General features: G+C 71.0%; 18 protein-coding genes and 3 pseudogenes. 10 read left to right on the top strand and 11 right to left on the bottom strand.

The annotated features are described in order from the left end of the window. Positions 1 to 123: 123 nt before the first annotated feature. From M2271_RS12755 to M2271_RS12745, 3 genes and pseudogenes are all read right to left on the bottom strand, one after another. Positions 124 to 915, bottom strand: coding sequence for a serine protease (locus tag M2271_RS12755; RefSeq protein ID WP_280887261.1), 792 nt, complete (start codon positions 913 to 915; stop codon positions 124 to 126). Between the two features lie 288 nt (positions 916 to 1203). Beyond that, positions 1204 to 4050 carry a LuxR family transcriptional regulator gene (locus tag M2271_RS12750; RefSeq protein ID WP_280887260.1) on the bottom strand — a complete coding sequence of 949 codons (2847 nt, stop codon included), beginning with the start codon at positions 4048 to 4050 and terminating at the stop codon, positions 1204 to 1206. Between the two features lie 174 nt (positions 4051 to 4224). Continuing rightward, positions 4225 to 4416: pseudogene (locus M2271_RS12745) on the bottom strand (hypothetical protein); the annotation flags it as partial. A gap of 277 nt (positions 4417 to 4693) precedes the next feature. Between M2271_RS12745 and M2271_RS12740 the strand changes: the two are divergent. The 3 genes from M2271_RS12740 to M2271_RS12730 all read left to right on the top strand — a co-directional run bounded on the left by M2271_RS12740 (position 4694) and on the right by M2271_RS12730 (position 7370). Further along, entirely contained in the window at positions 4694 to 6364 is a 1671-nt protein-coding gene (locus M2271_RS12740) for an AMP-binding protein (protein ID WP_280887259.1), read from the top strand. Between the two features lie 314 nt (positions 6365 to 6678). Then, positions 6679 to 6960 carry a thiamine-binding protein gene (locus M2271_RS12735; protein WP_280887258.1) on the top strand — a complete coding sequence of 94 codons (282 nt, stop codon included), beginning with the start codon at positions 6679 to 6681 and terminating at the stop codon, positions 6958 to 6960. Beyond that, complete coding sequence (locus M2271_RS12730) at positions 6957 to 7370, top strand: helix-turn-helix domain-containing protein (RefSeq protein ID WP_280887257.1); 414 nt, start codon at positions 6957 to 6959, stop codon at positions 7368 to 7370. The genes M2271_RS12735 and M2271_RS12730 overlap by 4 nt, the downstream gene beginning before the upstream one ends. On the opposite strand, the pseudogene M2271_RS42510 reads toward M2271_RS12730, so the two are convergent. The 5 genes and pseudogenes from M2271_RS42510 to M2271_RS12710 all read right to left on the bottom strand — a co-directional run. Further along, positions 7303 to 7740, bottom strand: a pseudogene (locus M2271_RS42510) (aminotransferase class I/II-fold pyridoxal phosphate-dependent enzyme); the annotation flags it as partial. The gene M2271_RS12730 and the pseudogene M2271_RS42510 sit on opposite strands and share 68 nt — an antisense overlap. A 33-nt stretch (positions 7741 to 7773) precedes the next feature. Continuing rightward, positions 7774 to 9264 (bottom strand): carboxylesterase family protein, encoded by a 1491-nt coding sequence (locus M2271_RS12725; protein ID WP_280887256.1) that lies wholly within the window; start codon positions 9262 to 9264, stop codon positions 7774 to 7776. Between the two features lie 158 nt (positions 9265 to 9422). Continuing rightward, the gene (locus tag M2271_RS12720; RefSeq protein ID WP_280887255.1) at positions 9423 to 10322 is read right to left on the bottom strand and encodes an MBL fold metallo-hydrolase; all 900 of its coding nucleotides are present in this window, start codon (positions 10320 to 10322) and stop codon (positions 9423 to 9425) included. A 38-nt stretch (positions 10323 to 10360) separates the two neighbouring features. Then, a complete protein-coding gene (locus tag M2271_RS12715) occupies positions 10361 to 11332 on the bottom strand; it encodes a hypothetical protein (RefSeq protein ID WP_280887254.1) in 972 nt (323 codons plus the stop codon). A 234-nt stretch (positions 11333 to 11566) separates the two neighbouring features. Beyond that, complete coding sequence (locus M2271_RS12710) at positions 11567 to 12463, bottom strand: helix-turn-helix transcriptional regulator (protein ID WP_280887253.1); 897 nt, start codon at positions 12461 to 12463, stop codon at positions 11567 to 11569. Between the two features lie 131 nt (positions 12464 to 12594). Between M2271_RS12710 and M2271_RS12705 the strand changes: the two genes are divergently transcribed. The 7 genes and pseudogenes from M2271_RS12705 to M2271_RS12675 form a co-directional block, all read left to right on the top strand. Continuing rightward, the gene (locus tag M2271_RS12705; protein ID WP_280887252.1) at positions 12595 to 13107 is read left to right on the top strand and encodes an SRPBCC family protein; all 513 of its coding nucleotides are present in this window, start codon (positions 12595 to 12597) and stop codon (positions 13105 to 13107) included. Then, positions 13080 to 13598 carry a hypothetical protein gene (locus M2271_RS12700; protein ID WP_280887251.1) on the top strand — a complete coding sequence of 173 codons (519 nt, stop codon included), beginning with the start codon at positions 13080 to 13082 and terminating at the stop codon, positions 13596 to 13598. Before M2271_RS12705 ends, M2271_RS12700 begins: the two co-directional genes overlap by 28 nt. Positions 13599 to 13741: 143 nt before the next feature. Beyond that, positions 13742 to 14254 (top strand): 2-oxo-4-hydroxy-4-carboxy-5-ureidoimidazoline decarboxylase, encoded by a 513-nt coding sequence (gene uraD / locus M2271_RS12695; RefSeq protein ID WP_280887250.1) that lies wholly within the window; start codon positions 13742 to 13744, stop codon positions 14252 to 14254. Positions 14255 to 14256: 2 nt separating this feature from the next. After that, positions 14257 to 14730, top strand: coding sequence for a hydroxyisourate hydrolase (locus M2271_RS12690; protein ID WP_280887249.1), 474 nt, complete (start codon positions 14257 to 14259; stop codon positions 14728 to 14730). Positions 14731 to 14736: 6 nt separating this feature from the next. Beyond that, positions 14737 to 15642, top strand: a complete 906-nt coding sequence (gene pucL, locus M2271_RS12685) for a factor-independent urate hydroxylase (protein ID WP_280887248.1) — start codon at positions 14737 to 14739, stop codon at positions 15640 to 15642. A 66-nt stretch (positions 15643 to 15708) separates the two neighbouring features. Then, a complete protein-coding gene (locus M2271_RS12680) occupies positions 15709 to 17082 on the top strand; it encodes an 8-oxoguanine deaminase (RefSeq protein ID WP_280887247.1) in 1374 nt (457 codons plus the stop codon). A 45-nt stretch (positions 17083 to 17127) separates the two neighbouring features. Continuing rightward, positions 17128 to 17325 (top strand): annotated as a pseudogene (locus tag M2271_RS12675) (winged helix-turn-helix transcriptional regulator); the annotation flags it as partial. A gap of 169 nt (positions 17326 to 17494) precedes the next feature. On the opposite strand, the gene M2271_RS12670 reads toward M2271_RS12675, so the two are convergent. From M2271_RS12670 to M2271_RS12660, 3 genes are all read right to left on the bottom strand, one after another. After that, positions 17495 to 17917, bottom strand: coding sequence for an acyl-CoA thioesterase (locus tag M2271_RS12670; RefSeq protein ID WP_280887246.1), 423 nt, complete (start codon positions 17915 to 17917; stop codon positions 17495 to 17497). A 52-nt stretch (positions 17918 to 17969) separates the two neighbouring features. After that, complete coding sequence (locus M2271_RS12665; RefSeq protein WP_280887245.1) at positions 17970 to 18614, bottom strand: hypothetical protein; 645 nt, start codon at positions 18612 to 18614, stop codon at positions 17970 to 17972. Positions 18615 to 18742: 128 nt separating this feature from the next. Further along, a complete protein-coding gene (locus tag M2271_RS12660) occupies positions 18743 to 19342 on the bottom strand; it encodes a histidine phosphatase family protein (protein WP_280887244.1) in 600 nt (199 codons plus the stop codon). Between the last annotated feature and the right edge of the window lie 15 nt (positions 19343 to 19357).

Below are 19357 nucleotides of genomic sequence, written 5' to 3'. Positions count from 1 at the left end.
GCGCCGGCGGGGGGGGGGCGGGGCCGCCGGGGGGGGGGGGGGGGGCCGCCCCCCCCCCCCCCCCCCCCCCCCCCCCCCCCCCCTGGTCTCTCACCTGAGGGGTACTCAGGAAAACCTTCCGGGTTACGAGTTGACCTGCGCGGTCACCAGGCTGGAGAAGGTGGTCAGCCGGGTGTAGACGCCCGGGTAACCGGCCTGGGCACAGCCCTCGCCCCAGGAAGTGATCCCTGCCAGGACGCCCCCGATGAGCAGGGGACCGCCGCTGTCGCCCTGGCAGGTGTCGACGCCGCCGGAGGTGTATCCGGCGCAGACCATGTCGCTCTTGACGTAGTCGGAGCCGTAGGAGCTCGTGCAGCTGCTGTCGGAGACCGTCGGCACCGTTGCGGTGCGCAGCTGGTTGGAGGAGCTGCCGTTCGAGGAGGTGGTGCCCCAGCCGATGATGCGGGCGGTGGCGCCGGCCGCGTACACCCCCGTCTGGGAGGAGGAGACGTACGACGCGGTGGTGTACGGCATCGACGTCGACAGCGTCAGTACGGCCACGTCGTCGCCGTTGGTGGCGTCGGTGTAGCCCGGGTTGATCCAGATCCTGCTGACCCGGCCGACCGTGCCGTTGGTGCCGTTGAGGTACGTGCGGCCGCCGACGACTCTGACGCTGCTGGTGGACTCGTCGACCATACAGTGGGCAGCGGTGACGACCTTGGTGGGGGAGACCAGGGTGCCACCGCAGAACTGGTTCTGCGAGGCGTCCGTGATCTGCATCATGAACGGGTACGCGGTCGTCGTGGTCGTGGTGCCGCCGACGATGGGCTGGGGGGCGGCGACGGCGGCCGGGGCGCCGATCAGCGCGGTCGCGGCGGCGGCAGCGGTGGCGGCCACAACGGCGGCGGTCTTCTTGGCGTGGTTGAACCCGAACATGGTTCTCCTCGTGGGGGTATCCGGTGGGGGCGCACGCGTGGGGGGCACGGGGGGTCGGGTGGGCGTGCACGGGGGTGGGGCCCCGTTGGTGTCCGTTCGGAAGTGGGGGAGGGACCGGAGGAACCGAGCCCCGGGTGACCGGGCGAGCGGCACGCCCCTTACGCTAGAACCCGGGGTTGCTCTTCCCAATGAGGGAACCCCCTAAGGGAGTTGGGCAGGGAAAACCCTCGGTCGTATGACCTCAAACCCCGCCGGGGATGGAGTAACATCCCGGAAACTTTCGAGGTGTCAGCTCGTACGACGGCCCGCCGCCAGTCTGACGATGTCGACCCGGGACCGGATCCCGAGCTTGCGGTAGACCCGGGTCAGGGTCGCCTCCACCGTCTTGACACTGATGAACAGCCGCCCGGCTATCTCCCGGTTGGTCGCGCCCTCCATGACCAGCGCGGCGACCTGACGCTCCATCGACGCCAGCCCGTCCAGCGCGTCGAGGGCGGGAGAGGGGGCCACGACCGGCTCCACCGGCGCCGGCACCGTGGCCGCCTCCACCTGCCGCAGCCAGGGCAGCGCCCGGCAGCGCCGGAACAGCCGCGCCGCCTCGTCGTACGACGTCGGCCCCGGCACGGCGCCCCCTGTCCGAGGGAAGCCGAGCGGGCGCGGGACGGTGCGCAGGGTCGCCAGGGCGAACGCGGCCCGCGCCTCCTCCAGGCCGTAGCCCAGCTTGGCCAGCCGGTCCTGTGCCGACGTCAACTGTCCGAGCGCGGCCACGTGTTCGCCGCGCCCCGCCCGCACCAGCGCCTCCGCCCGGTCCAGAACGGCGAGCACGCCCTCGCGGCCCAGCCGCAGCGCGTGCTCGCGGGTCACCGTGATGAGGTCCTGCGCCTCGGCGGTCTCCCCGGTGCGCACCAGGGCCTCGGCGAGGTCGCCGTGCCACCGCCCGCGCGCCGGGTCGGTGATGCCGAGCCCGCTCTCCAGCTCCCGCACCCGGCGCAGCGACCGGACCGCGCCCGGGGCGTCCCCGGCCACCAACTGGGCGTGGCCGAGGGCGGCCAGGGCGCGCGAGACGTACATCTGGTCGCCGTCCACCTCGGCGTGGTCCGCCGCCTCCCGGGCCAGCGCCAGCGCCCGGTCGACATCCCCGCCGGCCGCCTCCGCGAAGGAGGTGAGCAGTGCGGACGCCACCTCGCCGATGCCGGAGTCACGGGCCAGCCGCAGGCTCTCCCGGGCGAGGTCGAGGGCCCGGCCGCAGTGGCCGGAGCGCAGCTCGGTCTCGGCGAGCAGCCGCAGGAAGTGCACCTCGCTCTCGACCATGCCGCGCCGGCGCACCTCGCGCAGCAGCGCGGTCACGGTGGCGCGGGCCTCGGCCAGCTGGTCGCCCATGAGCAGCCAGCGGAACCGCGTCAGCCCCGGCCCGTTGTGATGGCACGCCACCAGCGGGTCCTGCGGCTCCCGGAGCGCCCGGTCGATGGTCGCGGGGGCGTCCGGATGGCCCATCAGGGTCTCGGTCTGGGCCTGGAAGGCGAGGGCCAGCAGCTCGGTGCGCCGGTCACCGGCCCGCGCGGCCAGCCCGGCGGCGTGCGCGGCCTGCTCCCGGCCCTCCGCGAAGTCGCCCTGGACGACCAGGCCCCGCCAGGCCAGCTGGTAGTGGACCAGGGCCAGCAGCCCGGGGTCCTCGCCCGCGTCGGCGAGCGCCTGCGGGAACACCGCGTCGACGTCACCGAGGGCCTGCCCGGCGGACTCGATCACCACCATCCAGGCCCGCACCCGGTCAGCGGCCACGGTCACCCGGGTCAGCACCTCGCGGGCGATGTCCCGCGCGAGGTCCGTCTCACCGGCGGTGATCGCGTCCTCGGCGGCCTGCAAGCGTCGCTCGTCGGGTCCCGGCACGGCGCTGGCCGGGGTGTGCCGGGCGGCGAGCAGCCCGAGTGAGGCGGCCACCGAGGGCGCTCCGCGGTCCCGGGCCTGGGCGGCGGCGTCGGCGAGCCTGGCCGCCACCTCCGGGTCGGTGCCGGTGGTCGCCAGCGCCAGATGCCGGGCCCGCTCGATGGGATCGGAAGCGGCCGTGGACAGCGCGGCGTGCACGGCCCGCCGTTCCCGCGCGGGTGCCTCCGCGTACAGCGCGGCGGAGATCAGCGGATGCGCGAACCGCAGGGCGGGACCTTCCGGCTCCGTCGCCAGCAGGCCGAGGGCCGCCGCCTGCGCGGTCTCCGCCTCGGCGTTGTCCCGGCCGGCCGCGTGCAGCAGCGTCAATGTGGGACGCGCGCCCGCGCTGGCCACCAGAAGGGTGCGGCGGGCCTCGTTCGACAGCATGTCCAGGCGGCTGAGCACCAGGGCCCGCAGCGACGTGGGCACGTGCAGCGGTTCGCCGGGCCGGGGCGGGGTCGGGTTCTCGGCGAGCGCCCGGCCCAGTTCCAGCGCGAACAGGGGGTTGCCGCCACTGGTGCGGTGGATGTCCCGGGCGGTGGAGCGGGGCAGACCGGTGTAGCCGCGGTGGGTCAGGAGCGCGGACACCTGGGTCCGGGACAGCGGATTGAGCCGGACCGCGAGACTGTCCGGGGGCAACGCGCGTAGATACCGGTCGTACTCCTGCCCCTCGGTCCGCACCGCGCACAGCAGCTGGACGGGCGTGTCGCCGAGGCGGCGGGCGGCGAAGCCGAGAAGTTCCGCGCTGGCCGGATCCAGCCACTGCAGATCGTCCGCGACGACCAGGACGGGGCCCTTGGCTGCCAGCGCGCGCAGCGCGGACAGCACGGCCAGACGCAGAGCCAGCCCGTCGCGCTGGAGGGTGGACTCGCCGCGGCCGGTGAGCGCCGACTCCAGGGCAGTGCGCTGCGCGGCCGGCAGCCGGCCGGACACCTGGTCGACGACCAGGCCCAGGAGGTCGGCCAGGGCCAGGAAGGGGAGATGGGATTCGGACTCGGTGGCGGAGCAGCGCAGCACGGTGCCGGCCGCGCCGGTGTATTCGGCGGCCAAAGTCCGCAGCACGGTCGACTTTCCAATTCCGGCCGGGCCGTGGAGCAGCACGCTGCCGCCGCTGACGAGCTGCTCACGCGCCCCGCTGAGCAGCTCCTCCCTGCCGATCAGCAGGTCGGGGCGGCTTCGGGCAGGCTCCTTGAAGTCTCGTCGCACGGTCACCGCTCCCTCCGTGTGTCGTGTCCTGGCCAATATTAGGCAACGGTCTTTGGAATTCGGCGGGACGCGGTGGTGAGGGAAATAACAACGTGATGATGGGGAGAAATTCAACGCACCCGGATCAACGCACCCGGATCAAGGCACCCGCATCAACGCACCCGCATCAACGCACCTGCATCAACGCACCCGGACATGAATGACCGAGCGGCCGCTGCCGGGCGGCCGGCACGGCAACCACCCTGCCCGACGTGCGACGACGACCGCCTCGCCCCGGGTGCCCGCACCGAGCTTCCGCATCGCCGACCGGAGATACCCCTTCGCTGTCTCGGCGGTCACCCCCATGCCTTCGGCGGCCACCGCGTTCGTCGCCCGGCGGCAGTTCGCTGATGCGCACGCCGGACCGGCCGGCCTCCACCAGGCCGCCGAACGCGACCGGAAGCCCCGTCGCGCGCCGCAGCCGCACCAGCGCACCGCGGATCTCCATGGCCTGCGACACCGGTCGCGACGCCCGCCAGGACACCTCTGCTGCCACGTCCTCGCCCCTTCACCGCAGCACACCCCCGGTTCGGGGGTAGTGAGACCTGCATCACGGATTAGACGATGGTAGAGACGTGCCCGGCAATGGTGCCGGTACAGAGGAGGAAAGATGACGACCGTGACGGAGCTCTTCCGCAGCGCGCGGGACTTCCTGCTGGAACACCGCGAGGACTACGCCACGGCCTCTGAAGGCTTCGTCTGGCCCCGCCCCCGGCACTTCAACTGGGCTCTCGACTGGTTCGACGAGATCGCGGCCGGCAACGACCGGACCGCCCTGCACATCGTCGAGGAGGACGGCACCGAGGTCCGGCTCACCTTCGCCGAGATGGCCGAGCGGTCCGACAAGGTCGCCACCCTGATGCGCGAGCGCGGGGTCGGCGCCGGGGACCGGATCCTCGTCATGCTCGGCAACCAGGCCGAGCTGTGGGAGACGGCGCTCGCCGCCATGAAGCTGCGGGCCGTCGTCATCCCGGCGACCCCGCTGCTCGGCCCCGCCGACCTGCGCGACCGGGTCGAGCGCGGGCAGGTGCGGCACGTTCTGGTCCGGTCCGAGGACGCCGCCAAGTTCGACGAGGTGCCCGGCGACTACACGCGCACCGCCGTCGGCGGCGTACCGGAGGGCTGGCAGCCGTACGAGGACGCGTACACCGCCTCCGCAGAGTTCCTGCCCGACGGTCCGACCCTGGCCGACGACCCGCTGATGCTGTACTTCACCTCCGGTACGACGGCCCGCCCCAAGCTCGTCGAGCACACCCATGCCTCATACCCGATCGGGCACCTGGCGACCATGTACTGGATCGGCCTCCAGCCCGGCGACGTACACCTGAACATCTCCTCGCCGGGCTGGGCCAAGCATGCCTGGTCCAACCTGTTCGCGCCGTGGAACGCGGAGGCGACCGTCTTCCTGCACAACTACACCCGCTTCGACCCGGCCCGGCTGATGGCGGAGATGGACCGCGCGGGCGTGACCACGTTCTGCGCCCCGCCGACCGTGTGGCGGATGCTCATCCAGGCCGACCTGACCCAGCTGCGCACCCCGCCGCGCGAGGCCGTCGCGGCCGGCGAGCCACTGAACCCCGAGGTCATCGAGCAGGTCCGCCGCGGCTGGGGCGTCACGATCCGGGACGGCTTCGGACAGACGGAGACGGCGGTTCAGGTCTCCAACAGCCCCGGCCAGCCTCTGAAGACGGGCTCGATGGGACGGCCGAGTCCCGGCTACCGGGTGGAGCTCCTCGACCCGGTGTCGGGCGCGCCCGGCGCGGCGGAGGGCGAGATCTCCCTCGACCTGTCGACGAAACCGGTCGGCCTGATGACCGCCTACCACGGCGACGCCGACCGTACGGCGGAGGCGATGGCCGGCGGCTTCTACCGGACCGGGGACATCGGTTCCCGGGACGCCGACGGCTACATCACCTATGTCGGCCGGGCCGACGACGTCTTCAAGGCGTCCGACTACAAGATCAGCCCCTTCGAGCTGGAGAGCGCGCTGCTGGAGCACGAGGCGGTGGCGGAGGCGGCCGTCGTGCCCGCGCCGGACGAGCTGAGGCTCGCCGTCCCGAAGGCCTACGTGGTGCTGGCGGAGGGCTGGGAGCCCGGCCCCGATACCGCGAAGGCGCTGTTCGAGCACTCCCGCGACGTCCTCGCGCCCTACCAGCGCATCCGCCGCCTGGAGTTCGCGCCCCTGCCCAAGACCGTCTCCGGCAAGATCCGCCGCATCGAGCTGCGCGAGGCCACAGCCGCCGGCTCGGACGCCGAGTACCGCGAGGAGGACTTCCGGTAACCGAGCCGTCGTACACCGTGGACACAGCGGGAGGGCTCCGTCATGGCCGTCAGCCACAGACACACCACGTCCCGCACTCCACGTCCCGCACGGAGGCGGGCCGCACGCGCAACGTGTAGGGCGGAGAGATGCCCTGGTCGGTTAGGGTCGGCTCGTGGCGGACGAAGCGGCTCCGTCCCGGTGAAAGTGATCGGGCTGGGGCGCATCGCGGGCCGTGCAGCAGTCGGCTGATGCGTACCCGTTGTGCCCTGATATGCCCTCACGGTGGGCGATCTGGGTAAGAATGCAGGTCAGAGGCGTTTTGTGGGGGCACCATGCGATTGAGAGTGGAGTTCACGACCGAGCCCTTCGACCTCGACGAGGCACCCGCGCACGCGCTGGTGGCCCGCGAGGTCATCGAGGCGGCCGACCTGGACGCGGTGGACGTCGGCCCGTTCGGCAATACGGTGGAAGGCGGTGCCGACGCCGTACTCGCCGTGGTGGACGACCTGCTGCGCCGGACCCTCACGTCCGGCGCCACCCGGATCTCCCTCCAGCTCAATGTGATCGGCGAGGGTGCGGCCGGACAGAGCACGACCGGGGAGGGCGGGAAGTGACCGGCACCGGGGACGAGCCCTTCATCACGGCCGTGAAGCCGCTGATCGACGCGATGGGCGGCGAGATGCTCCCGCCGGACGAGGCCGGCCCCGACGATGTCGTGCTCTCCTGGGAGGGGACGGAGGCGGTCGCCGTACGGCTGCCGCAGCTCGCAGACTCCCTTGATCACATCCTGGCCGCCATGGAGCGCAAGAAGGGCAAACCCCTGGCGGACCTGGACCGCAAAGCCAAGCAGGAGGTCGTACGGATGCTGGAGGCGCGCGGCGCCTTCTCCGTGCGGCACGGCGTGGAGACCGTGGCGAGCGCGCTCGGCGTGAGCCGCTTCACTGTCTACAACTATCTCAACTACGCCAATGAGCAGCGCGCGAAGGCGCGTGCGGGCGACGAGCAGTCGCGGCAGGACGGCTGACGCTTCGCAGCCCGGCTGACGGCCAGGTCACTGGGCGTTTCCGCAGCTGAGCCGTGCTGCGATGCTGGTCCGAGCGTCCGGGACGGATCAAAGACGCGCGAAGCGCGGCGAACGAACCGCTGCGGTGCGACGCGCCGAACTCGCCGCCCGGCCGCACGGTCACCCCGTATGTCGTGCGCAGTGCCGACACGACCTCGACCGACGGCAGATCGACGTCGTACCGCGGGAACTGGTAGAACGCGCCTTCGGGGTAACTCGGCGTGAGGCCCGGGACCTCGGCGAGTTCCGTCAGCATGATCTCGCGGCGCGTCTCGTACTCCGCTCGCATCCTCGCGATGTCGGGGCCGCAGCTCCGCACCGCGACGAGCGCGGCGTCCTGGAGGAACGTGTTGTGTACGGCAGGTCAGTTCCAGGCCTGGCGTTCCTGGTCACGGGGGTCGTCGACCTGGGTCCACTGTGCGTCGATGTGCATCGTGGCCCGGCGCTCGCTGTCGTACGGGTCCCAGCCGGGGTTACCGGTCCTTGCGAACCGGACCCACGTCTCGTGCACTCGGGCGGCGAGATCCGCGGGGGGCTTGTCGGGGCCGAGCAGGCCGTTGGGTCCGTGCAACTGGGGGAGATGCGTGACGTCGAAGACGAAGGGGAGCTCCATCGCGTGGGTGGCGCCGAGTTCTCCGTTCAGGGCATGGGAGCGCCACGCGAACTCGTAGCCGAAGGTCTCGGACTGGGGGTGGGCGGCATGGGCACCGGCCAGTGCCCAACTGCCCGCGCCGAACGCGGCGTCGCCCATGATGGCGGACCGCAGCTCACCGAAGGACGCCTTGGGGCGTGCCTTCCGGTACGTCTCGACGAGCCGTGCCGGATTCGGGTGCGAGCGGGCCGCTGCCGCGTCGACGTCGGCCGCGGTCGAGGTGGCGTAGTTGCCCACGGGGGCCAGATAGAGGTTGGCCTCCTCGGTGTTGATCCCGATGAGCAGGTCGACGTCGGCGCTGAGGCCGGTGGAGACGGCTTCGGCGGGCTGCGTGTCGAGGACCAGGCTGAAGGGGCTGAGTCCGATCAGCGGGTCGCTGTGCGTCTCGGTCCGCAGGTCGATGCCCGCGACCCGGTTGGCGACCTCGACCAGGCGCTCGTCGGAGACGTCCGTGAAGGCGTCGACATGGGGATCGACGCCCAGCGCCTCCGCCGCGGCCTTGGTGACGCGGGCGGCCTGCTCTGTCGTGAACGCCCCCCGGCCGCTGCCGCTTTGGACGATCGCCCGGCGGAAGAGGCCCGCGGCCTCGGGGGTGGCGAGCACGCCGCCGACGATGGTTGCCCCGGCGGACTGGCCGAAGAGCGTGACGTTGCGCGGGTCACCGCCGAAGGCGGCGATGTTCTCCCGCACCCAGCGCAGCGCGGCGACGACGTCGAGGAGGCCGCGGTTGGCGGGCGCTCCAGGGATGTCGAGGAATCCCGCGATGCCGAGCCGGTAGTTCAGGGTGACGAGGATGACGCCGTCGCGGGCGAAGCCGGAGCCGTCGTACAGCGCGGACCGCGTCGATCCGGCGACGAATCCGCCGCCGTGGACGAACACCATGACGGGCAGAGCGCTGTCCACGGCGGCGGGCGTCCAGACATTGACGGTGAGGTACTCCTCCCCCTGGCTCCAACCGGGGCCGAAGTAGGGGGACATGTCCACGGTGCCGAGCTTGCGCTCGGACTGCGGCGCGTTGGGTCCCGGCACGGTGGCGTCCCGCACGCCGTCCCAGGACTCATGCGGCTGCGGCGACGCAAACCGGCCGGCGCCGCGGGGCGGGGCGGCGTAGGGGATGTTCAGGAAGGTGGTGGTGTCGTCCTGTCGTAGGCCGCGGACCCCTCCTTGCGCGGTGGTCACAACGGGGTCGGGGTGGTGGTTCACAGTGGTGCCTTTCTGCGGGTCTCAGCCCTGATCGGTGTACGGGGCGAAGGGGACCCAGCCCTTGATCGACATCTCGTTGTCTTTGTCTACGGTTGTGTCGTCGACGGCACATGGCCCGGGGCTTGGCCCCGGGGCCATGGTTGTGGACCGACCAGATGTCAGAGTCGGTCGAGCGAGGCCCACCGCTTGATGCCGAACGAGCCGCCGCTGCGTTCCACTTCCAGCGCGCCGTGTCCCGCGAAGTGGGCAGGCAGGACAAGCGCGTTGGCGTCGGCGGCCCAGCCGAGGATCTCGTGCCGGGTCTTGCGGGAGGCCTGTGCGTCCTCGCAGAAGCAGCTGTTGTGGTCCGGCTGCATGACCTGGAAGGGGGAGTGCATCAGATCGCCGGCGAAGACCGCGCGTTCGGAGCCGGAGTCCAGCATCAGGACGCTCGATCCCGGTGTATGGCCGGGTGCAGACTGTAGACGGAGGTTGGCGTCGATCTGGTGGCTCGACTCCCAGACCTGGACCTGACCGGCGGCGTGTACGGGCGCGACGCTGTCCTCGAAGACGTTCTCGTTGACTCCGCCGGCGATCTTGGGGTTGTTGGCCGGGTTCCAGAACTCGAAGTCGGCCTTGGGCATCAGGTACGTGGCGTTGCGGAAGGTCGGAACCCAGGACTGGCCCTCCAGGTGGGTGTTCCATCCCACGTGGTCGACGTGCAGGTGGGTGTTGACCACGATGTCGACGTCGTCGGGGTGCACGCCGGCCCGCTGGAGGTTGCCGAGGAAGTCCAGCTCCAGGTGGTCCCAGGCCGGTGTGTGGGGGCGTTCCTTGTGATTGCCGATCCCGGTGTCTATCAGGACGGTCTTGCCCTCGCTGCGCAGCACCCACGTCTGCACGGCCACCTCACAGATACCGGTCTCGTCGCTGAGGAAGTCCGGGACGAGCGCGGACCGGTGTGCGTCCCAGTGCTGCTTCGGCGAGCCGGGGAAGAACGTCTCCGGGTCCATGCCGACCGGTCCGTGCATCTCCTCGACCCGGGTCACGTCGACGTCGCCGAGAGTAATGTCACTCACGATGTGTGCTCCTTTATTCGTATCGTCCGGGCTGGTTCCTACCGGTCGCCGTGCAGGCGTGCGCGCAGCAGATTGGGGTCAGTGGCCGTGGTGTAGGCGGCGCTGAGCACGTACACGTCATTGCCGCGCAGGGCGATGGAGGTGGGGTTCTGAAGTCCGTTTTTGGCATCCAGAACGGTGGTGCTGGTGCCGTCGGACCGGACGCGCACGACCGTATTGGGGGCGTTCAGTGCGGCGAGGACGTCGTCGCCGCGGCCGGTGAACGCGAAATCGTCGATCCCGGCCAGGCCTGATGCCTTGACCTGCGGGGTTCCCGCACGGTTTCCGGAGCGGATCGGAATGCGCAGCAGGGTGCCCCGGTCGAGGTTGGTCACCCACAGCGCGCCGTCGTGCACTTTCGCGCCGTTGGCTCCCAGGAAGCCGGTCGAGGCGAGCTCGGGGGCGGTGGACCAGGCGGTGGGTGTTCCGCCGCCGATGGGGACGGTCCACACGGTGCCGAGCGCCGAGTCGGTGACGTAGAGCTGCTGGCTGTGCTCATCCAGTGCCAGCCCGTTGGGCAGGCCGTTGGCGGGCAGCGCGGCGATGCGCTCCGGGTCCTGCCCGGGGCGTATCCGCCACAGCCCCGTCAGGTCGGCCGTGCCGGTCGCGTAGAGCATGTACACGGTGCCGTCCGAGGTATGGACGATGCCGGTGGTCAGAGGGAAGCCGAGGACCGGTGTGTTTACTCCGCCGTCGGCGGGTGCGGGCAGCGTCGCCAGGATGCGCGTCGCGCCGCCAGGGCTGACCTGAGCCACCTGGCGGCCGGCGGCGAAGGTGACGTCTGCCGTGCCGTCGGGCAGCAGGGTGACGTTCTCCGGCAGCTGGCCCGCGGACAGGTCGAAGTGGGCGGCGACCCGCACATCTGTCAGTGGCCCTGTGGCGGCCAGCGCGTTGGCGGGCGTAGCCGCCGTAAGGGCGGCCGCGGCCACCGATACGGCCGACATGGCGATCTTGATACTTCGCTTGGACATGGTTCCTTCACTGTTTTCGGGCATGCGGTAGCCGCGGTGCGGCGGCGTGGTCGAGGGGGGCCGCCTCGGGGGAGGCCGGAGGTCGCGATCTGCCGGAGGTCGCGATCGTGCTGCCGACCGGCGGGCGTGGGAGTGTCCGGCGACAGGGGCAGTCCGGTGGCGGGGCGCGGCGGCCGCTAGTGCCGCGGCACTAGGCATGCCGCGGGCGCCCTCGGGCGACGGAGGGGCGCAGGATCAGGTGCGGGTTTCGGCGCCGTGGCGCGGCCGGGTCGCCTCCTGCGATGCGGTGGCGTGGGCGAGCAGGTTCAGGGCTGTCGCGGAGGGGGAGCCGGGGTCGGCTATGGCCACCACCAGGGCCGGGCCGTTCCCTTGCGGGCTCTGCAGCGTCTGCTGGGTGACAGTCAGGGTCCCGACCAGCGGGTGGCGCATCTCATAGTCGGCGGCATCGCAGGCCACGATCCGGTGATCGGCCCACATCGTGGCGAACTCCGGACTGCCCATGGTCAGCTCGCCGATCAGTCCGGCCAGCAGTGGATCATCGGGGTATCGGCCGGCCGTCAGACGCAGGTTGCCCACCACGGCCCGGGCCTTCGCGGGCCAGTCTGTGTACAGGTCACGGGTGTGTGCGTCGAGGAACACCAGCCTGGCCATGTTCGGCCGTCGGCCCGGTTCGTCGGGGCTGCCCAGATCGAGATGGCCGGCGAACAGCCCGTGACCTTGACGGTTCCAGGCCAGGACGTCGCTGCGGCGGCCCATGACGATGGCGGGTGTGCCCTCGATGGCTGCCAGCAAAGCGCTGGTTGCTCGGGGTATGCGTTCGGCACGCGGCCGGCCCGCGGGCCGGCCGCGTCTCGGTGCATTGGCCAGGGCGTGCAGATGGGCACGCTCGGAGTCATCCAGTCGCAGGGCGTTCGCGATGGCGTCGAGCACCTCGCGCGAGGCGTTGTGTGACTGGCCCTGCTCCAGGCGGGTGTAGTAGGGCGCGCTGATGCCCGCGAGCATCGCGAGCTCCTCCCGGCGCAGCCCCGGTACCCGGCGCCGCTCGCCGTAGGTCTGCAGCCCGACGTCTTCGGGCCGCAGCTGGCCGCGGCGTGCCTGAAGGAAGTCGGCGAGGTGCCCGTGGTTATTCATGTATCCGAGTGTGCGTCCCGCCGACGATTCGTGCCTGACCCCGCTGGGGTAGTGATCCGCAGGGTCTGGCTCTCCTCAGCCCCGGTCTCCAGGATGGGCCGCATTCCTCTTCATCGCCTCCGGGAGAATTCATGGGCATCACCACCCTCGACCCGCAGCATCCGCTTGCCGGGCTCGACCTCACTCCCTTCGCCTTCACCCGGCGGTGCTGGGCCGACGCAACGCCGGACTCTGTCTACCGCCTCATCAGCGACGTATCACTGATCGAGAGGTGGAGCCCGAGCGCCAGCGAGGTGAGCTACGCGCCGGGCGACGGTCCCTGGGTCGGCGCCCGGTTCAGCGGCCTCAACCGCCGGGACCAGCGCGAATGGGTCACCCACTCCGAGGTGGTGCAGGCCGATCCAGGCCTCGCCTTCGCCTTCGTCGTCGGCGGAGCCGATCACGGCATCGTGCGCTGGAGCTGGCACTTCCGCGAGCAGGGCACCGGCAGCATCGTCGAGCAGTCCTGGCAACTGCTGCGCACCGATCCGGTCCTGGGCGCCACACGCGAGGACGTCATCGCGCTGCGCGACCACATGGCCGACAGCGCGGAGGCCACGCTGCTCGCCCTGGCGGAATGGATCGTCGCCGACCGTACCCGCTGATCCCCTCGGGTCGGTCTCCGGCACCCCCTCTCCAGGTCGGCGACATCCGGCTCGAACTCTTCACGGGCCTGCTCACGAGCGTCTACGACCCCCAGGGCATGGGCTCCGTGTTTCTTCGTCCTGGCCGTCGCCGCCCAGCCCGAGCGGGCAGGGCGGGTGGCACTCGTAGGACGGCTCCAGCTCCGTTAACGGCACCCCTGGACCTGCCGGTCGGACGGCACTCGCACGAGCTCAAAAAGCTCGCCCCGATCGAGGCGGCGCGCGGTTCGTTCGAGTCCGCGGCCACCGCGATCGAGCGCGCCACCGGCACACACATGGGCAAGCGGCAGGTCGAGCAGCTGGTGCAGCGCGCCGCGGCGGACGTCGACGTCAGGCTCCGCACGGTGATCAGCAACGGCGACTTCGAGGAGTACTGGAAGTATCACGCGCAGCGCGAGCACCTGCGGGTTCACGCCATCCGCTACCGCGACAGCCTCGCACTCGCGGCGTGATCACCGTCCCTCAAACAGAGCCGCACCCTTCTCGGATTCCGTTACCCAGAGTTTTCAACAAACTGTTGACGCTTCTTTCCGGAGGGCGTTAGCTAGCGGCAGCCCGTACAGTACGAAGGCCGTTCGCGGCCACGGAGGCTCCCGTGACGTCGACGTCCATGACCCCGGGCCTGGCCCGGTTCAACGCCCTGGAGGAGCACGCGGCCTTCGCCGTACTCCAGGAGGCATGCGCCTCCACGACCTGGGTGCGGCGGCTGCTCGCCGCCCGCCCCTGCACCACCGAGGACGAGCTCTACGCCGCGAGTGACGCGGCGACGGCCGATCTCACCGCCGAGGACCTCGCACAGGCCATGGCCGGGCATCCCCCGATCGGCCGCCCCAAGCCCGGCGACCCGACCTCGGCGCGCGAACAGGGCGGCATGACCGGCGCCTCCGAGAAGCTCCAGGCGGAGATCCTGTACATGAACCTCGTCTACCAGGACAGGTTCGGCCACGTCTTCCTGATCTGCGCCACCGGTCTGACCGGCGAGCAGATGTGCGACGCGGTCAGGAAGCGGATCGGGAACTCGCCGGAGCAGGAGCGGGAGATCGTCCGCACCGAGCTGGGCAAGATCAACCGTATTCGCCTGGCCCGACTCGTCGAAGAGGACGCCTGAGAATGCCCACCAGCACGAGCACGAGCACGAGCACCAGCACCAGCACCACCGCCTCCGTGTCCACGCACATCCTGGACACCTCGGTCGGCCGTCCCGCCGCGGGAGTCGCCGTTCAGCTCTCAGCCCGCAGCGGCCGGGAAGCGGACTGGCAGGCGCTCGGCGGCTCCGTGACCGACGCGGACGGCCGGTGCAAGGACCTGCCGACGCTGCTGGAGGGGACGACCCATGTACGGCTCGACTTCGCGGTCGAGGCGTATTTCGAGCGTTCCGGGCGTTCCGGGAGTGCCGGGAGTCCGGGGAGTTCCGATATTTCCGAGAAGAAGCAAGCCGATGCGCAGCAGGACGTCCCCGCGAATCGGGACAGCGGCACGTTCTTTCCGGAGGTGGCGATCACCTTCGCCGTCAAGCCCGGCGAGCACTACCACGTACCGCTGCTGCTCAACCCGTTCGGCTACTCCGTATACCGAGGGAGCTAGCTAGAGATGCCCACGATCCTGGGACAGAACCAGTACGGCAAGGCCGAGAACCGAGTCGTCAAGATCACGCGGGACGGCGCCACCCACCACATCAAGGACCTGAACGTGTCCGTGTCGCTGAGCGGCGACATGGACGAGGTTCACCACTCCGGCTCCAACGCCAACGTACTGCCGACCGACACCACCAAGAACACGGTGTACGCGTTCGCCAAGGAGTACGGCATCGAGTCCGCCGAGCAGTTCGGCATCCACCTCGCCCGCCACTTCGTGACGAGTCAGGAGCCGATCCACCGGGCCCGTATCCGTGTCGAGGAGTACGCCTGGGAACGGATCGAGCACTCGGGGAAGGGTGCGCACTCCTTCGTCCGCAAGGGCCAGGAGACCCGGCTGACCCAGATAACGTACGACGGCTCGTCCTGGGAAGTCGTTTCCGGGCTCAAGGATCTCGTCGTGATGAACTCGACGGACTCGGAGTTCTGGGGCTACCTCAAGGACGGGTACACGACGCTGAAGGAGGCCCACGACCGGATCCTGGCCACCGAGGTCTCCGGCCGCTGGCGGTTCGGCTGGAGTGACGACGGGCAGCCGATGCCGGACTGGGAGGAGTCCTACACGCAGACGAAGCGGCACCTGCTCCAGGCGTTCGCCGAGACGTACTCGCTCTCGCTGCAGCAGACGCTGTACTCGATGGGCGCCCGCATCATCGACAACCGGAGCGAGATGGACGAGGTCCGCTTCTCGCTGCCGAACAAGCACCACTTCCTTGTCGACCTCGAACCGTTCGACCTGACGAACGACACCGCCGACGGAGCGGTGTACTTCGCCGCCGACCGTCCCTACGGCCTGATCGAGGCCACCGTCCTCCGGGACGGCCAGGAGGCGCGGATACCGATGGACCTCACCAACCTCTGAGGCGGACGCGGACGCGGACACCGGAAAGTGATGCGGAAAGTGATACCGGAAAATAGGGGACGAACGATGGCAGAGCGCATCGTCATCGAGAACTGCTCGATCGCGACCGTTGACGCCGACGACACCGAGTACGCCTCCGGACACGTCGTCATCGCCGGCCACCGCATCGAGGCGGTCGGTGCGGGCAGGGCCCCCGAGGGCCTGGAGAACGTCATACGCCGTATCGACGCCACCGGACACCTCGTGACCCCCGGCCTGGTCAACACCCACCACCACTACTACCAGTGGATCACCCGGGGCCTGGCCACCGACCACAACCTCTTCAACTGGCTGGTCGCGCTGTACCCGACCTGGGCGCGCATCGACGAGCCGATGGTCCGCGCGGCCGCGCAGGGCTCGCTGGCGATGATGGCCCGCGGCGGCGTCACCACCGCCATGGACCACCACTACGTCTACCCGAAGGGCTCCGGCGACCTGTCCGGCGCGATCGTTGGCGTCGCCCGCGAGATGGGCGTCCGCTTCACCCTCGCCCGCGGCTCCATGGACCGCAGTGAGAAGGACGGGGGGCTGCCGCCGGACTTCGCCGTGGAGACCCTGGAGGGGGCCCTCGCCGCCACCGAGGAGACCGTCCAGCAGCACCACGACGCCTCCTTCGACGCGATGACCCAGGTCGCCGTAGCTCCCTGCTCGCCCTTCTCCGTCTCCACCGAACTCCTCAAGCAGGGCGCCGAGTTGGCCCGCCGTCTCGGCGTACGGCTGCACACGCACGGCTCGGAGACCGTCGAGGAGGAGCAGTTCTGCAAGGAACTGTTCGGCATGGGCCCGACCGACTACTTCGAGTCCGCCGGCTGGCTCGGCGAGGACGTGTGGATGGCGCACTGCGTCCACATGAACGACTCCGACATCGACGCCTTCGCCCGGACGAAGACGGGTGTGGCCCACTGCCCGTCGTCCAACGCCCGCCTCGCCGCAGGTGCAGCCCGCGTCCCGGACATGCTCGCGGCCGGCGTCCCGGTCGGCCTCGGCGTCGACGGCACCGCCTCCAACGAGTCCGGCGAACTCCACACCGAACTGCGCAACGCGCTCCTCATCAACCGCCTCGGCGCCCACCGCGAGGCCGCCCTGAACGCCCGTCAGGCGCTGCGTCTCGGCACCTACGGCGGCGCCCAGGTCCTGGGCCGCAGCGCGGAGATCGGCTCCCTGGAGCCCGGCAAGCTCGCCGACCTGGTGCTCTGGAATCTGGACACCCTCGCCCACGCCTCCATCGCCGACCCGGTGGCCGCGTTGGTCCTCGGCGCGGCCGCCCCGGTCACCGCCTCCTTCGTCAACGGCCGTCAGATCGTCGAGCACAACCGGCTGCTGACCGCCGACGAGGACGCGATCGCCCGCTCCACGCGGCAGGAAGCCCAGCGGCTGGCGCGGATCGCCGGGCAGAGCTGACCGGTTGACGACCTCCGGTCGGGAGTGACGGATCCCGACGGGTCGGAGCGCGACGGCCTCGTCACGCGGACGGTCCATCCGATGGTGCCACCCAAGGTGGAGTACGAACTCACGCCAGTGGCCCTGGAGTTGCACGAAACCCTGCAACTCCTGACCGACTGGGCCGAGCGGAACAGGGTGTACATCGCCGAGTCCCGCGCGGCGTACGACACCTGGCGCGGACCGGAGCCGGCCGACGCGTAGGCCGCCGCGCGCCGGGGAGTCGCGGGCGCTGCCCTGGGGGACGGACCCGTGGCCCGGAGGTCACGCTGCCGTGAGCCGTGAGCCGTGAGCCGTGAGCCGTGAGCCGTGAGCCGTGAGCCGTGAGCCGTGAGCCGTGAGCCGCACAGCCCGGCAGCGGGAAGCCGGCCGCTCAGAGCCCGAACAGGCTCGGATCGGAGGCCAGCTCCTTGAAGCGCTTCCGTGGATCCGCCACCAGCCTCCGCTCCTTGAGGTTCATGAGGCCGCCGACGGCGGTGATCTCGGCCGCCACCGTGCCGTCGGCCTTGCGGATCGTCTGTTCGATGCGGAACGTCTTGCCCTCACCCCAGGCGAACTCGCACGTCACCTCGACCTCGTCGCCCGCCAGCAGCTCCCGCCGGTAGCGGATGGTGGTCTCCACGGCCACCGGGCCCACACCCCGGTCGATGAGGCCGGCCTGGGTGATGCCGGCCGCCCGGAGCAGGGACCAGCGGGCGTGTTCCGCGTAGTTGAGGTACACGCTCTGGTTGAGATGGCCCTGCACGTCCGTCTCGTACCCACGGACGGTCACCGGGACGGAAAACGGTTCGGTCACGGCTTCCCTTTCTCGTCGTGGACGTTCTGATCGACCGAGCTTGGCATGGTCCTCACGCCCGGCGCGGGGACGCCAGCAGATAGCGGGACCTCGTTCGCGGCTCCGTGTGCTCGCCGGCCTGCCAGCCCGCCTGTTCCAGCGTGGCCGCGCAGGCACGCAGCAGCTCCGGCTCCGGCGTGTGCACGGCGACGGCCTCCGGCTGCGGGGTCGCGCGCACCCGATAGCCCCCTGCGCCGTCCCGCCCCGCCGGTGGGTGGCCGGCGGCCTCCAGGGCGAGGGCGGCGGCCTGGACGAGATGCGTGCGCTCCCAGGCGCAGGGCCGCTCCGTCGCGCCGTGCGGATCGGTCATCCGGCGCAGCTCCAGCAGCCCCTGCCAGGCACTGTGCACCTCACGTGTCCGGGACGGACCGGCCACCTGGGCGCCCTCGGGAGGGTCCTCCTCGCCGCCGATGCGGGCGGTGAAGACGCCGGGTGCCGGGGGCGGCGCGACAGCGGGGGCGGGGGCTTCCGGGGCCGCCTCGCGTATCCGGTGCCCGGCCGGGGTCAGGAAGTGGTCGTGCGGCGGCCGGGGGTGCCTGAAGGCGAGCCCCTGCTTGACCAGCGCCGCGAGCTGCGCCTCGGTGCCCTTCAGCCGCCCGGTGACGGGATCGGCGGCGTCGATGACACGCCGCTGCGCGGCGGTCGGTGGTCGTGTCACGGCGTGCTCCTTCCCGTCGACAGGCCTGCTCGAAAGGGTTCGCACCACTGAGATCACTCAGCGATCACCCCGAGGATCACCTCAAGGATCACTTCAGCGATCACTTCAGCGATCACCCCATTCGAAGACTACGACGAGGGGCTGACATTCCACCCGGCGATCACCGGCCGCCCGTGCTCCGTGCCCAGTCGGCACACCGTCCCCGTCGCCAGCTGGAACAGTGCCCCGTGCGACGGCGGCAGCCCCAGGCGCCGGGCCGTGAGGACCCGCAGGAAGTGGCCGTGCGCCACCAGGACCACACACCCCTCGGTGCCGGCGAACGCCGTGTCCACCCTGGCCAGCATCCGGTCGGCCCGCTCCCCGACCTGCTCCGGGGTCTCCCCGGGGCGCTCCGGTGGGCCCGGCGCGACGCCGTCCGTGAACAGGAACCACCCCGGCCGGCTCCGCTGGATCTCGGCGGTCGTGACGCCCTCGTACCCGCCGTAGTCCCACTCGCACAGATCCGCGTCGACGCGTGCGTCCCGCAGCCCGATCAGGTCGGCCGTCTCCCGCGCCCGCCGCAGCGGGCTGACGAACGCGGCCCCGATCCGGTGCGAGCGGATCAGCGGCACCAGCCGGCGGGCCTCGGTGCGGCCGCGATCGGTCAGCGGGACGTCCGTCCGGCCGGTGTGGCGGCCCGACCGCGACCACTCGGTCTCACCGTGCCGGACGAGGAAGAGATCACCCATGCGCCCAGGGTAGGA

The organism is Streptomyces sp. LBL (assembly GCF_029893585.1).
Lineage (GTDB): Bacteria > Actinomycetota > Actinomycetes > Streptomycetales > Streptomycetaceae > Streptomyces.
The sequence above is the reverse complement of the archived record's forward strand: the minus strand, read 5'-3'. Positions and strand labels throughout refer to the sequence as shown.